14 protein-coding genes are annotated in these 13,824 nt (G+C 27.5%); 5 read left to right on the top strand and 9 right to left on the bottom strand.

Translation table 4 applies throughout. The features are described 5' to 3' along the window. Positions 1-5 precede the first annotated feature (5 nt). From AC0B4S_RS01565 to AC0B4S_RS01530, 8 genes are all read right to left on the bottom strand, one after another. Positions 6-791, bottom strand: coding sequence for an ABC transporter permease (locus AC0B4S_RS01565; RefSeq protein WP_465101369.1), 786 nt, complete (start codon positions 789-791; stop codon positions 6-8). Beyond that, the gene (locus AC0B4S_RS01560; protein ID WP_465101368.1) at positions 784-1,617 is read right to left on the bottom strand and encodes an ABC transporter permease; all 834 of its coding nucleotides are present in this window, start codon (positions 1,615-1,617) and stop codon (positions 784-786) included. The genes AC0B4S_RS01565 and AC0B4S_RS01560 overlap by 8 nt, the downstream gene beginning before the upstream one ends. Further along, complete coding sequence (locus AC0B4S_RS01555) at positions 1,601-2,983, bottom strand: ABC transporter ATP-binding protein (protein ID WP_465101367.1); 1,383 nt, start codon at positions 2,981-2,983, stop codon at positions 1,601-1,603. Before AC0B4S_RS01555 ends, AC0B4S_RS01560 begins: the two co-directional genes overlap by 17 nt. Before the next feature lie 255 nt (positions 2,984-3,238). After that, entirely contained in the window at positions 3,239-3,499 is a 261-nt protein-coding gene (gene rpsR / locus AC0B4S_RS01550; protein ID WP_465101366.1) for a 30S ribosomal protein S18, read from the bottom strand. Positions 3,500-3,508: 9 nt separating this feature from the next. After that, on the bottom strand, positions 3,509-4,069 hold the full coding sequence (locus tag AC0B4S_RS01545; protein WP_465101365.1) for a single-stranded DNA-binding protein: 561 nt from the start codon (positions 4,067-4,069) through the stop codon (positions 3,509-3,511). Between the two features lie 55 nt (positions 4,070-4,124). Further along, a complete protein-coding gene (gene rpsF, locus AC0B4S_RS01540) occupies positions 4,125-4,505 on the bottom strand; it encodes a 30S ribosomal protein S6 (protein WP_465101364.1) in 381 nt (126 codons plus the stop codon). A gap of 209 nt (positions 4,506-4,714) precedes the next feature. Beyond that, complete coding sequence (locus AC0B4S_RS01535) at positions 4,715-5,680, bottom strand: hypothetical protein (protein ID WP_465101363.1); 966 nt, start codon at positions 5,678-5,680, stop codon at positions 4,715-4,717. Then, positions 5,667-7,763, bottom strand: coding sequence for a S8 family serine peptidase (locus AC0B4S_RS01530; protein ID WP_465101362.1), 2,097 nt, complete (start codon positions 7,761-7,763; stop codon positions 5,667-5,669). The genes AC0B4S_RS01535 and AC0B4S_RS01530 overlap by 14 nt, the downstream gene beginning before the upstream one ends. A 123-nt stretch (positions 7,764-7,886) precedes the next feature. Here AC0B4S_RS01530 and topA point away from each other — a divergent pair, with 123 nt between their 5' ends. Continuing rightward, positions 7,887-9,701 carry a type I DNA topoisomerase gene (topA, locus tag AC0B4S_RS01525; protein ID WP_465101361.1) on the top strand — a complete coding sequence of 605 codons (1,815 nt, stop codon included), beginning with the start codon at positions 7,887-7,889 and terminating at the stop codon, positions 9,699-9,701. Positions 9,702-9,742: 41 nt separating this feature from the next. On the opposite strand, the gene AC0B4S_RS01520 is transcribed toward topA, so the two are convergent. Beyond that, positions 9,743-11,239 carry a DUF2130 domain-containing protein gene (locus AC0B4S_RS01520; RefSeq protein WP_465101360.1) on the bottom strand — a complete coding sequence of 499 codons (1,497 nt, stop codon included), beginning with the start codon at positions 11,237-11,239 and terminating at the stop codon, positions 9,743-9,745. Between the two features lie 385 nt (positions 11,240-11,624). Between AC0B4S_RS01520 and AC0B4S_RS01515 the strand changes: the two genes are divergently transcribed. From AC0B4S_RS01515 to AC0B4S_RS01500, 4 genes are all read left to right on the top strand, one after another. Continuing rightward, positions 11,625-11,957, top strand: a complete 333-nt coding sequence (locus AC0B4S_RS01515; protein ID WP_465101359.1) for a GIY-YIG nuclease family protein — start codon at positions 11,625-11,627, stop codon at positions 11,955-11,957. Between the two features lie 89 nt (positions 11,958-12,046). After that, positions 12,047-13,090 (top strand): IS3 family transposase, encoded by a 1,044-nt coding sequence (locus AC0B4S_RS01510; RefSeq protein ID WP_465101358.1) that lies wholly within the window; start codon positions 12,047-12,049, stop codon positions 13,088-13,090. After that, positions 13,024-13,227 carry an IS3 family transposase gene (locus tag AC0B4S_RS01505; RefSeq protein WP_465101357.1) on the top strand — a complete coding sequence of 68 codons (204 nt, stop codon included), beginning with the start codon at positions 13,024-13,026 and terminating at the stop codon, positions 13,225-13,227. Before AC0B4S_RS01510 ends, AC0B4S_RS01505 begins: the two co-directional genes overlap by 67 nt. Positions 13,228-13,373: 146 nt before the next feature. After that, a complete protein-coding gene (locus AC0B4S_RS01500) occupies positions 13,374-13,802 on the top strand; it encodes a DUF4357 domain-containing protein (RefSeq protein ID WP_465101356.1) in 429 nt (142 codons plus the stop codon). Positions 13,803-13,824: the final 22 nt, after the last annotated feature.

Raw genomic sequence — 13,824 nt, 5'->3', positions numbered from 1 at the left:
TTTAATTACTTTTTAGATTTATAAACTGCATAAGCAATGTTTGAAATTAAAACGATAAATAGCACAATCGAACCAAGAACTAAACCTCATGGTTCAAAAGCACCTTCATAAAGTTTTGTACCCAGTGTTGAGGTATTAGATACAGTTCTTGTGATAATAAAATCATCAAAACTAAAAACTAAACTAACAACTAAAACACTAATAATTGAAGGAACCATATAAACTAAATATGTTTTAACTCATGATCTAAATTTAGAGTAACCTAAGTCTTGCGAGGCTTCGTATAAGTTATTATTAAATTTTTCACTTCTGGGTAACATTAATAGAATTCCATATGGTAAAGTCATAACTGTATGACCAATAATAACCCTTCCAAATCCTTCGCTATCTACTGCAACAATTCCAAAAAAAGAGCTAAAAACTAAAACTAGTCCAATTGCAGTGATATTATCAGGGTTGATTAATGGAATATTTGAGGTAACTGAAAGTGTAGTACCTATTAAACGATTTTTTCTGCGGTATATTGCATAAACAGTTATTAGACTAAGGCTAATAACTAAAGCACTAACAATAAAACCTAATAGCATTGTATTAATTAAACTTAAATCACGTCCAGCATCAAATAAACCTTTTCAATTATCAAGGGTGCTGCCAACTCAAGTTGGGTTAAATTCACCTTTTGGAGTTGGTTTATTAAAACTAAAGATAACCCCAAAAACTAATGGCACATAAATAAAAGCTAAAATTAAATAAATATAACTGTTTCTTAAAAAACTAGTAATTTTATTCATAGTGAGCCCCTTTTTTAAGTTTAAAAATTAGTTTTGGTGCTAGTTGTAATAATGAATATAATCCAATAAAAATGGCTGATACAACAATAACTAACATTGATCCACTGCTTAAATCATATTTATTACCTGGATTTATTTTTGAGTTAATTACTATTCCAATTAATTGTTTTTGTGAACCATCTGGTAATAATTTAGCACTAACGATAAATGTTGTAGCACTAGATAAAAAGATGATTCCTAGCCCACTTAAGATGGCTTTAGTCCCATAAGGAATTACCACTTTAAAAATTGTCCCAGTTAAACCATATCCTAAATCATGACTTGCTTCAATAATATTCTTTGGCATATCTTTAAAAACTGTATATAAAGGCATAACCATTAAAGGAATATTAAGATATGTTAAACCAAAAATAATAAAGAATTCATTATTTAATGATTTTGGATTTGAAGCAAAAACCGCAAGGGCTAGTCCTTTAATTGAATAAATCCTTGCAACAGTGAAAATAGCTAAAGGACTGATAATTAAACTAAGTGCAAAAATTTTGAATAATTTTGACTTTGCAGTTGATACAAAATATGCATATGGGAAGCCAATTAATAAGCATAAAATTGAGGATACAACTCCAATTCATAAAGATCTAAAAATAATATTTCAAGTATTTGAATCTTTAATTAAAACATATGTATCAAAATCTTCAGTTGAAAAGGCACTAATAACAATCATCAAAATAGGTAATAAAATTAAAAAGATTGCAATAAATAAATATGGTAGAAATAAATAAGCTTTTTTATCAAAGGCGAAGAGGGATTTAATTTTTGAATTCATTATGATTATAATCTCACTTTGGATCTTTTTTCATTAAATGAATCGAGTCAATTGTTCAACTTAAGTATACTTTTTCATTTAGGTCAAATTTCTTTGCAGTTTCAACATTAAAAATATTACCATCATTTGCTTCAATTTTAAGGTAGTAGTAAGAGCCACGGTATGACACATCCACAACTTCACCAATAATCTTACCTTCTTTTTTAACTTGTTGGCCACTAGTTATATCCATATCCTCAGGACGAATCAAGACATCAACTTCAGTATTTTTTGGAAACTCATCTTCCTCATGAATAGTTTTATATTCACGACCAAATAATTTAACATTCCCACCACCAGCCATTTTAGCTTGGAACACATTTGAATCACCAATAAATTTAGCAACCCAAATATTAACAGGATAATCATAAATATTCTTAGGAGTATCATATTGTTCAATAACTCCATCACGCATAATAGCAATACGATCTGATAATTCTAAAGCTTCATCTTGATCGTGGGTAACAAAAATAAACGTTAAACCAAGTTCTTGTTGTACACTTCTAAGTAAAACTTGCATTCTTTGACGAATTTTAGCATCTAAGGCACTTAAGGGCTCATCTAGTAATAAAATTTCGGGTTCAATAACAAGGCTACGGGCCAAAGCAACTCTTTGCTTCATCCCTCCAGATAATTCAGAAATAGCTTTTGTTTCATTACCGGATAAACCAACTATTTCAATAATACGTTTAGTTTTTTCATTAAGCTCTTCTTTAGTCATACGGCGCTTAAAGTGTTTATTTTCATAATCTTGAACTTTTAAATCCACAAAATTTTCTCAATATGAATATTTAAAATCAGAGTCATCAAGCCAAGTTTGACGTTTGTTGAATTTATATGTTCCTTGTTTTAGGGTTTGTAATTCTTCTAAATATTTATCTTGGATTTTATCTAATTCAGCCATTTTAGCTTTTGCTTTGGCTTCTCATAATACTTTTTTCTTTTCTAATTCATTTAATCGAAAACTACTTACAGTATCACGTGGTACACGTTTTAGTTTTAATCCATATAATATATTTCCATAGACATTTAAATGGGTAAATAAAGCATAGTCTTGGAAAATAGTTGAAACATTTCTTTTATGAGGCGAAAGGTCCTTGATATCACGACCATTAAATTTAATTTCACCACGGGTGGCTCATTCAAAACCACCAATTAATCTTAAGATAGTTGTTTTTCCAGACCCAGAAGGCCCAAGTAAGGTGACAAATTCACCGCGATTTATTTTTAAGTCAATATTGTTTAAAACTGTTTTATTATCAAATGTTTTAACAATATTTTTTAATTCGATAATATGTTTAATATTCTTTTTATTATTTGTTTTCAATTTGCTCCTTTCTAACTATTAAAATATGCAATTAGTCAGTGGGGAGACGGTATCAAAAAGATTCTCGCAATATTCTTCTCTATTGCAAGGTACACAGGGGTATGAAATATCTGTAAAAAGATTTAAAATTTTTTTATTTTCTAAAATTCTAAATAAAATCAATCTCCTTTTCATATTGGTAGATATTATAATAAAAAAAAGAAAAACTGTTAATGAAATTTTCAGTTCTTCTTTTCAGTTTTTAAGGTTGTAAATTTATCTTGAATTTGAACGTGTACGTACAATTGTAAATGGTAATAAAGCAATGAATCTTGCTCTTTTAATAGCAGTTGCTAATTTTCTTTGGTGCTTAGCACATGTACCTGTTAGTGATTTAGATTTGATTTGTCCAGTTGCTGAAATATATTTAGTTAAAACCTCTGTATCTTTGTAATCAATATAGGTTTGTTTGCTTTCGCAAAATAGACAAACTTTTCTTCTATTTAAAAAAGTTTTTTTGTTTTTGTTAAATACCATGTAAAACTCCTAATTTTCTTCATCAAATTGAAATGTTAATCCGGAAGTATCATCATTAAAAATAATTTCATCTAATTCATGTAATTGTTCGTTAGTTTTAGGATCAATTGTTTGGGTTGAATCATCAACAATATTACTAAAGTCTGACCCTGGGAAGTTGTTATGATTTTCAAAATTATTTGATTGTGATTTATTTATATTCGCTTGGTTTGTGTTAGAACTTATAGTTTTTTGGTCATTACCAAAACCTTGCGTTCTAGATTGTAAGATCTTAATATCTGATACAACTACATCAAAAGATCTTTGCAATTGATTAGTAGTTAGATTAGTATATTGGCTAATATGAATCTCACCTTCAATACATAGCATTGTCCCTTTGCGAATATAATTCTTAGCAAACTCAGCTTGATTTCTCCATAATACAAATGGAATAAAATCAGTTTGACGCTCATTATTAAATCTTTTACGATCTACGGCTAAAGTAAGCCTTGAATATGCAACACCTTGCTTTGTGTAAGATAATTCAGGTTCTTGTGTTGTGCGCCCAATTAATATAACTCTGTTTAACACTTTAACCCCCCTCCTAATTTTCTAATAAATGATATTTTGAAATTAATAATTCTTATTATTGCTCTTGTTGTTTTTCTTTTAACTCTTTTGTATAAACTCTTTTTCTTGGTTGTCTATTTTGTTTTTGTCCAGCAACACCTAGTTTAGTGTTAGGTTGGAATCCTTTTTCGGTATCCAAGTTAATAACAAGTACTCTCCAAATTTCTTTAATAATATTTGTACGACGTGTAAATTCTGCAATTTTAGAACCTTCTGTTTCAACATTTGCTAAAACATATTGTCCAAATGCAGATTTATTAATTTTGTAAGCTAAACGATTGTTTTCCAATTTTTCAGATTTTGTAACACCTGCTCCAAAAACATTTGTTAATAATTTAAATGCAACAGTTGCATCAGCTTTTGGATCAACAATCATCATAATTTCGTATTTGTTCATTGTTCTCCTTATGGTCTTACTGGACTATTTATTTATATAATAGTCAAGGAGTATTTAGCTTAATTCTAAATTATTTATATAGTTTGCTCTTATACTCGTATCTATTATATTATTAAACGTAAAAAATCAAAATGCTAAATAAATAAATTTATATGTTGTTTTTTGGAAAAGTAGGGGCAGCATAGCAACTAATAACTTTTATGATTAAACTATGTTTGGGGATATTGTTTTAAAAATAAATTTTTGTATCAATTAATAAGTTCGCTTCCAAAAGCGATCACTGAAGTGTCTTTATCCCTCTTTATATCACGATATTGCACTGCAAATTTTTTTTTGATTAAGAAAACCCTTCAAATACGGGATGGATCAGGATTATAAACATCAGGGATTGGAGCGGGCCCTGGATCGCTATCATGTGGTTCAATGGAAGTTATCGTTACACTTTGATTATCATAAATCGGTATTATAGATGAGCCTCGTGGTTCTGTAGAATTACCTGATACCGTTTTTATGAAAATATCATTACTTTTCAAAAGATCATATGCATCTTTGTTATTTAAATATAATTCTTCAAATAGTTTTTTTATCTTTGTGCTCTCATTATATTCATTTGATTTATTGAGTTCTTTAAATCTTTCTATAATATAAGTGTCAAAATCATCTTTATTAGTTATTCGTGCATAGCGTGCTGCGAATCATTTTTCTTGCTTAATATCTTCTAGATAAGGAGGGTAACTACTGAAAAAGGTTATATTAAATGTGTCGATACCTTTTTGTTTGTATTGCTCTTTAATTGTTTCTTGATCTTCTTCTAATCATTCCTTAGGTGCGAAAACTCCTGTTTTTGTAAATGGTTCATATACACGGTAAATATCTTGGTATATTTCTTCCAGCTCTCCAATGATTTGTTCTTCGTGTAAAATAGTAGGTTCTTTTGTATTGTTCTGTAGGTCTCTTTCTTTTTTGCCATTAACATCACTAATCTTATCGACAAAAACTGGAGGTTGTTCTATTGTTATTACTATAGGTAGTTTATTTTCAGTTTTTTTATCTTTGGTATCGTCATCAACCAAAGGTTCTTTAGTAATTAGTTGAGGTTCTTTTGTGCTACATGAAAAACTTATCAAAGGAAGAAAAAATGACCCTGACAATAATAATTTTTTAATAATTTTCATCTCTTACCACATGGGTTACAGCAACAATATCATCAACTGAGTTTTCAAATGAACTTTCTGATAGTTTTCTAACTGTATATCTATAAAGGCCACTTTCGGGAACTTTATATTCTATTAATTCATCGTTAGTTACAATTGTAACAATACTTTCAACTGTTTTTCAGATTCCATTATTTTCTAATTTTTCAAGAATTAAATCATAGTCTGAAAATCATCTATTCTTTTGTCTCTTTTTAGCTTCTTCTTTTTTAAGTCAGTAGGCATCTTTATGTGTACTTACATCATAGGAATTAGAAATTAATAAAGCTTGATTGGCGTTGTATTCCTTTGCTATAGCAAACCTGTTTAACCTGTTTCCTCAATAGTTATTGTTATTTAAAGAATAATATGAAAATATTGGTGAACTTTTTAATATACCCGCATTAAAAGTTCAGGAACTAGATATTTTAATTGTTTGGCCTTTTTTGAGTTCTAATGCATCACTTGCAAGCACATAAGTACCTGAACCTACAGTTGGGTTAATTTCCTTAACTTTATAGTTTTGTGCTGCTAAAAGCATTGCTTGGAAATCTACAGTTCCTGCTCCATACTTTTCTGCATAACCACTAAATTTATATTTTAAACCTTCTATTTTTGGGCTTACCGCTGAAGCTGATAAAATCGCTTTTACAATTGGAACGCGATTATCACTATTTCTTATTTTTTCATTATATTTCATTAGGTTTGAAATTAAACCTGTTACAATAGGGGCAGCGTAACTAGTCCCATTATAATAATTATTTACATTATAAACAGGATTATAAAACTGAGCTGGTGCAACCACTAATGGTTTAGAAATATCCTTGAATTCATTTGTTAATCTATAGTTAGAGTAATCGGCTATAATATTATATTTTAAATTTTCTCTTGTTGCTTTATCATCAAGTGCTCCGACAATAACAGAATTAAACGATAATTGAGGACCTGTAATAAGGTGCATATTATCTTTACCATCGTTACTTGCTGAAAAAACGTTTATTACTCCATACTTACGAGATATATAATCAAGAAAATATGCATTTTCGTTATAACCATGTAAATAACTCGGGTAAATTTCTTTGTGCACACCTATTTCCTTGTACATGCGATATCCATAACTATGATTAATTAATTTAATTCCATCTACTTTAACCATTTTCTCAATTAATGTTGTTCAGTGACTATCAAAATTATTAAATCTATGTAAATATATTTTAGAAGATTGATCAATTCCATATTGACCTCCTGCTATCAAAGACACCATAGTTGCATGAGTTTTAGAATTTGGATTTTTTTCAGTTTTAAGGTCGTTTATTTCAATACCATTTTTAAAATATTTTTGATATTTTGTATCAAAACGATGGTTCCAAACTTCTACAACACCAAATTTATTAACATATGAATTATTTAAATGATTTGAAGCATTGACAATATTTGCATTTTTATTTACTGAATCAATAAATTTTTTTAGGTTAGGATCAATATTCCTATCATCATCTAAAAGTCTAACAACTGATTTTGGCAACTCTACTTCTTTAGGTTCTTTATCAAAGGGCTTAAGTGGATCAAGATTGTTGGAATTAATATTATTGAACTTGTTTTCAAAGATTATAAACTTATGAATTTCTTTTCAATCTTTAATAACTTTAACAAAACTTTGTCTATCACTTTCATCATCGAAATAAAATCATACAATAGGCATCATTATTGACTTTTCAAATCATTTATAAATTAAATTATTTTTATTTACTTTGTTTACAAAGTCATTATTAAATTTACTTATAAATTCCTCGTTTTCAGTTTCAAAACCTGGATTTAATAATAATTTCAGTTCAAAATTATTGTTCACAAAAACCGAAACTTGTTCATTATCATTATTTAACTCCATTTTAATTCCTTGGTTTCTAATTTCAAATTTCTTATTAACTAATGAATCATACCAATCTAGTGATTGATTTTTATTTTTGTTAAATGATGAAACACTAAAAGCCAGACCAACTATACTAATTTCAATAATTGGAAAAGTAATTATTTTTTTTATTTTTTGGTAATAATTTCTCTTCATAATTAATATTATACCTGTTTCCTAATATTTATTTTAACAATATAGAAATAGACAAAATGCAAAAATAAAACCTTTTTTTGTTTTTTTATTGTAAATAATTAAAAAAACTGTATATTTTATAATATGAAAAATCTAGTTATAGTAGAGTCACCCAACAAAGTTTCCACAATTCAAAAATATCTTGGAAACGATTATAAAGTTATAGCATCTGTTGGTCATTTTTTAAAAATGAAAACAGACGGTCAATATAGTTTAGGAATTGATTTAGAGGCATGAGAACCAAAATATTCATTAGACCGCACTAAGACCAAAATAGTTAATGCAATCAAAAAGGAATTAAAAGATACTGATTTTGTATATATTGCGACCGATCCTGACCGCGAGGGGGAAGGTATTGGAAACCATTTAGTAAGTTATTTTAAAATTGAAAACTTCAAAAGAATAAAATATAATGAAATTACTAAAGATGCAATTTTAAAAGCAATACTAAATCCAGTTGATCTTAACCAAGGTTTAATTGATGCACAAAAATCGCGCCGCATGCTTGATCGCATTATTGGTTTCAGGCTGTCTAATTTAATGAAAGCTAAATTTAAAAATTCCCCTGGTATCCCAACAGCAGGGCGCGTACAATCTATTGCCCTTAAATTAGTTGTTGACCGTGAGCGTGAAATACAAAATTTTATACCTGAAGAATACTTTATGTTAAATGCTAAATTAGAAAATAATCCGCTTTTAACATATTATTATAATCCTAATAATCCATCTGATCGTAAGGGTTGAATTTTATCAAATGAAATAGATAAAATTAAGAAGCATTTTGAAACTGCACCTAAAACATTGCTCGTTGAAAACCTTGCCGTATCCCAACGTAAAGTTAGTGCAATAAGTCCACTGAAACAAGCTGCATTATACAAGAAAAGTCCGTATTCTGCAGCATCAACCCAAGGGATTTTACAAAAACTATATGAAGGTTTTGGAAATGGTGGATTAATTACCTATCCGAGAACCGATAGTACACGTTTATCAAATGATTTTATAAATGCAGCCCAAAAGTATATTAAGCAAAAATGAGGCGATAAATATGTTGCTAAAGAAATTAAAGGTTTCAGTGGTGATCAAGACGCTCATGAAGCAATTAGACCTACTGATGTTTTCTTAACACCTGAAAAAGCAGCAAAAATGCACCCTGAATTAACTGAGTATGATTTAAAAATTTATAAACTAATTTATGATACAACACTCATGGCTTTAATAACTCAACCTATTAGGGAATCTAAGTTATATGAATTCTCTAATGATAAATATAATTTTAGACAATCATATTCTAAAATTATATTTGATGGGTATTATGTAGTTACACAAAAAGAACAAGAACATATTGATCCAAATTATACAAAAGGTCAAATTGTAAATGTAGAAAAATTTAATTTTGAAGAACACTCTACAAAACCTGCTCCAAGATATAATGAAGGTTCCCTTATCGAAATGCTTGATTATATTAAAGTAGGCAGGCCATCAACTTTTGCTACTACTGTTAATTTAATTAAAGAACGTAAGTTTGTTAATAACGAATCATCACAACTAGTTCCAACCGAATTTGGTTTTGCAATTTGTGATTCATTAACTGATGTATTTTCAAATATTATTAACGAAAGTTATACAGCAAAAGTTGAAGAAGAATTAGATAAAATTGCTGATAAGCAATTATCTAAAAACGACGTATTACAAGATTTTTGAGATAAATTCCAAGAAGAATTTGCATATGCTTCACAAAAAATGAATGTTTATACATTTGAAACACCATCTATTAATCAAACATGTCCACAGTGCCAACAAGAACTATTAGTGCGTAATAACAAAAAAGGACAACAATTTATTGGCTGCACTGGATTTCCTAAATGTAAATATACAGCAAGTTACGAAGAGAATAAATAATATTAAAAAATGTTTAGGGTTATAAACCTTAAACATTTTTGTTAGTCTTCGATAGGGTCAATTTCTTTGATATTTTCTAATTTACGGCGGTTAAGTGAATCTAATTTTTCTAAGAAATCTTGTTTTTGGAATTTCTTTTCAAAAGCAGCTTCCATTTTCTTAATTGAAGTACGTTCGATTTCGTCCATTTTTTCTTCAATTTTTCGTGCTGATTTAATAATATCTTCAGCAGCTACACCAATAACCTTTAAACGATCTTTTAATCTTTCAAAGTTCTTCTCAACTTCTTCTTCAAAGAATTTTTTAAATTCAAGTTTAATTGTTTCTTTATCCTTAAAATCTTTCAAATCAACATTTACTTTAGCCTTTGTTTCAAATAACAATCTAAGCATTCTAACTAGAGTGATAAAAGAACGATCCCTTACTACATAAATATTGTTATGACCTTGAACCATTTCAATAAAAATATCTTCATCTGGATTTAGTTCAGTAATTAAAATACCATAATCTGCATCATTATTGTAAGTATCTTTTGATAATTTTGAGTAAAATTCCTCATTTCTCTTTGAACCTTTTTCACTAACTTTGGCTTTTATTTCTACAACTATTTTTCCAATTAAAATACGATCATAAGATTTTTTATCATAAAACTCAATAATAATATCTGGTTTTATTCCGTTTTTAGTTTGTGTTGCTTTATAAAAATTGATATGTTCATCAAAATTAAAGTTATTTTGCAATAAAGAATGAATATAAGTTTCATAATCTTCGCCAGCTGCTTGAATGTGACCTAAAGAGCTACGTTTAATAGTTAACCCATTAATTTGATTTTTTAACGCTTCTATTTCTTTGTTTTTTTCTTGTAGATTTTTATCTAAGTTTTGGTTAGTATTTTTTAAAACTACTATTTCTTTTTCTTGGTCATTTAGTTGTTGCGATAATTCATGCCTTACTTGCATTTCTTTATTTTTAAGTTTATCAACAGTTTGTAGTTCGAGATGTTTCTTTGCATCATTTATTTCATCTTTTTTAGATTGTTTTAATTCTTCTAATATCTTATTTAATGTTTTAATTTGCTGATCTTTTTCCATTAGTTTAGTTTGTAAATTAATAGAGTTATTTTTTGCATTATTCAATTCTTCTTGTAATTTAAGTTTTATTTCTTGCTCTTTTAATTTAAGGTTATTTTCTTGTTTATCTGCTCATTCTTTTTTTGCTAATTCAATTTTGTTTGGTATTATTTTGTTATAAAAATCATCTTTTTGGGCTGATAATTTTTTTTCATTACTTAATTTAAGATCATTATATTCTTGAGATTCTAATATGGATTTGGTGTTTTCTGAAATAGCTTGCTGGTAAATTTTTTCTTTAGCCACTTTATCAATATTGTTAATTGCACTTGCTATATGTGATGAAATTATTTGGCTTTGCTCGTCTGTTAAACCTTTTAAACTAATATAATCGCCTGGATTTGCATATTCTAATATTTCAAATTCCATTTTTGCAATATCTTTAATTTTAATATTTACTTTTTTCATTTAAACTCCTAACTTTGTTATACGTTAATTACTATTTTGTAATTAAAATTATATACTTGAATAAGTAGAATGTAATAATAATTTATATTCTACTTATTTAAAAGTTATTATTATACTTGCATTATCAAGTTTTTTATTTTTTTGTCTATATATATATATATATATATATATATGTTAAAATATATTTAAATTAATTAAATAATTAAATACTATAAATATTAAATAAGGTATATTTTGTCCCCAAGATTATATTTAGTAAAATGGATATAATCCTTATAATAAACATTCATTTTAACTTTTTTGTCTTTTTATATAATAGTAATTACAGAAATAACCTTAAATATTTAGTGTATAAATTATGTTTTATATTTTTGGAAGGATAAATATGAACTATGGTAAAAAAATCGAATTATTTTTAGTTGATGGTGACCCTAATGGTATTATTCCAGCTGAAATATCAAATTGGACAGGAAAGGGAATTAAAATTCCAAGGGATAAATTACAAGGATTAAAACGATCGGATTTAACTCACCCGGGTGTATATTTCTTGTTTTATGATAATAATAGTATTTACATCGGGGAAGCTGAAAATATTGAGAAATCTTTAAAAGAACATACATATGATAATAACGAAGATAAACCAATTAATACTTGAACAACTGCTTTAAGTTTTGTCAGTAAATATAAAAGTGATTTAAATAAATCTTTGGTAAAATAAAGCCGGACAGAAAAGTTAACATGTAAATGTTAGCTTTTCTGTTACCATTCGTTGGTACCAACGAAGAATTTTTTTTGAAAGGATAAATTATGTCAAGACATTTAAAGAAAGAAGAATTTGCAAAAATATATGAAGAATATCAAAAATCAGGTTTCCAAGGTGCTTACCAAGCTATTTACCAAATATCACCAGAAACAAAAAACTTACAAAGAAATAGTGTAAAAGTTAGAATTAATAAAATAATTAAGTATTATAATTTAGGTATGGAAGACTTATTGCAGACAAAGAAAGGTGAAAGCCGCAAAAAAGGAAGCGGCAAACCTAAGACGAAAAGAGAACCAAATTGAGATATTTTTGATCGTGATGATTTGTTACAAATAGCTAAAAGATATTATGAAATTACCAACGAATTACCTAAAAGTAAGAAAGTTATTGAATCTAAAAGTTTTAGTATAAGTTATGTTAAGCTTGCAGAAGTTTTTGGCATTTCTAGACAAACAATTTCTAAAACTCAAAATATTAAAATTGCACAAAAACTCCCTAAATATAGTGATGTAATCGAAAAATCGTTCGCAGAAACAAAGTCAAGATATGGAAGGTTAAAACTAAGTGTTTACATATCTAAAAAATACAAAATAGATATAAACGAACGTTCATTAGGGAGATATATGAACCTTTTAGGCCTAAAATGTAAGCTTAGACAAAAATCAAAACGAAAAGAAATTAAAAATCTATCTACTCAGATTGATAACTTCGTAAATCGTGATTATAATGATCAAAACAATCGAAATATTTATGCAACTGATGTTTCATATATAAAAGCGCCAAAAGATGTGTTAGAATCACACGTTTATTTGTCTGCAATTTTGTCTCATAAAACTAAACAAATTATTGGTTTTAAATTATCAAAAAGTAATAATCTAGAACTAGTTTTAGACAATTTAAATTCATTAAAGCAATACAAATCCAAAAATTTTATCATTCACTCAGATCATGGCTTTCAATATACACATCTCAATATATTAAAGAAGTTAAAAATATTGGTGGGATTATTTCGTTATCAAGAGTGGGAAATTCTCTTGATAATCGAGAAATTGAATATTGGTTTGGAATCATTAAAACTGAATTATTAAATGATTTAGATTATTCAAAAATAACATTTAATGAACTTAATGATATGATACAAGAATATGTAATTTGGTACAACAATGACCGAATTCAATCAAACTTAAACTGAAAAACTCCACAGCAATTTGCTATGGAATTATAAATAACTAAAATGTTAAATTTTGCTGTCCATGTTTAAAATACCTAGAAAATGAATTAGTTTCAATTGCAAAAAGTAATAAACAATTTAATGTTTTAAACAAAAACACATATAAGAATACAAACCTTAGCGAAAGCGAAATATCATCAATGAATGAATTTCTTTATAACATTAAAATGTTAGTTAAAATATTGGGTTATTCTGTTTTAGATATTAATAAGAAAAATTTACATAATAATAACCATGACATTAAAGAAACAAAACAAAGGTTATTTTATATAACAAATAGAAATTCAAATGGAATTGGGTATTGATCAAGTAATGTGTTTACCGTCCTTAAAGGTTCAAGAATATCAGACACAACAACAAAATCATTTCCTGAACATTGTCAAAATGCATTAAAACTTAGAAATCAATTAATAAATGATGGAGTTATTCTAAATAATATTCTACTAAATGACTATGAATTCGCTTCACCTTCAGGTGCAGCCGATTTTGTGACAGGTAGTTCATGCAATGGGTGAGAGGATTGGAAAACTAAGCGCGGGATTAGTTTAAGTAAAATTGTAAAGAGATAATGAATTATATACATAATTAAAA

It is taken from the genome of Mycoplasma sp. 6934, assembly GCF_055523595.1.
This window is presented reverse-complemented; position numbering and strand designations above follow the sequence as displayed.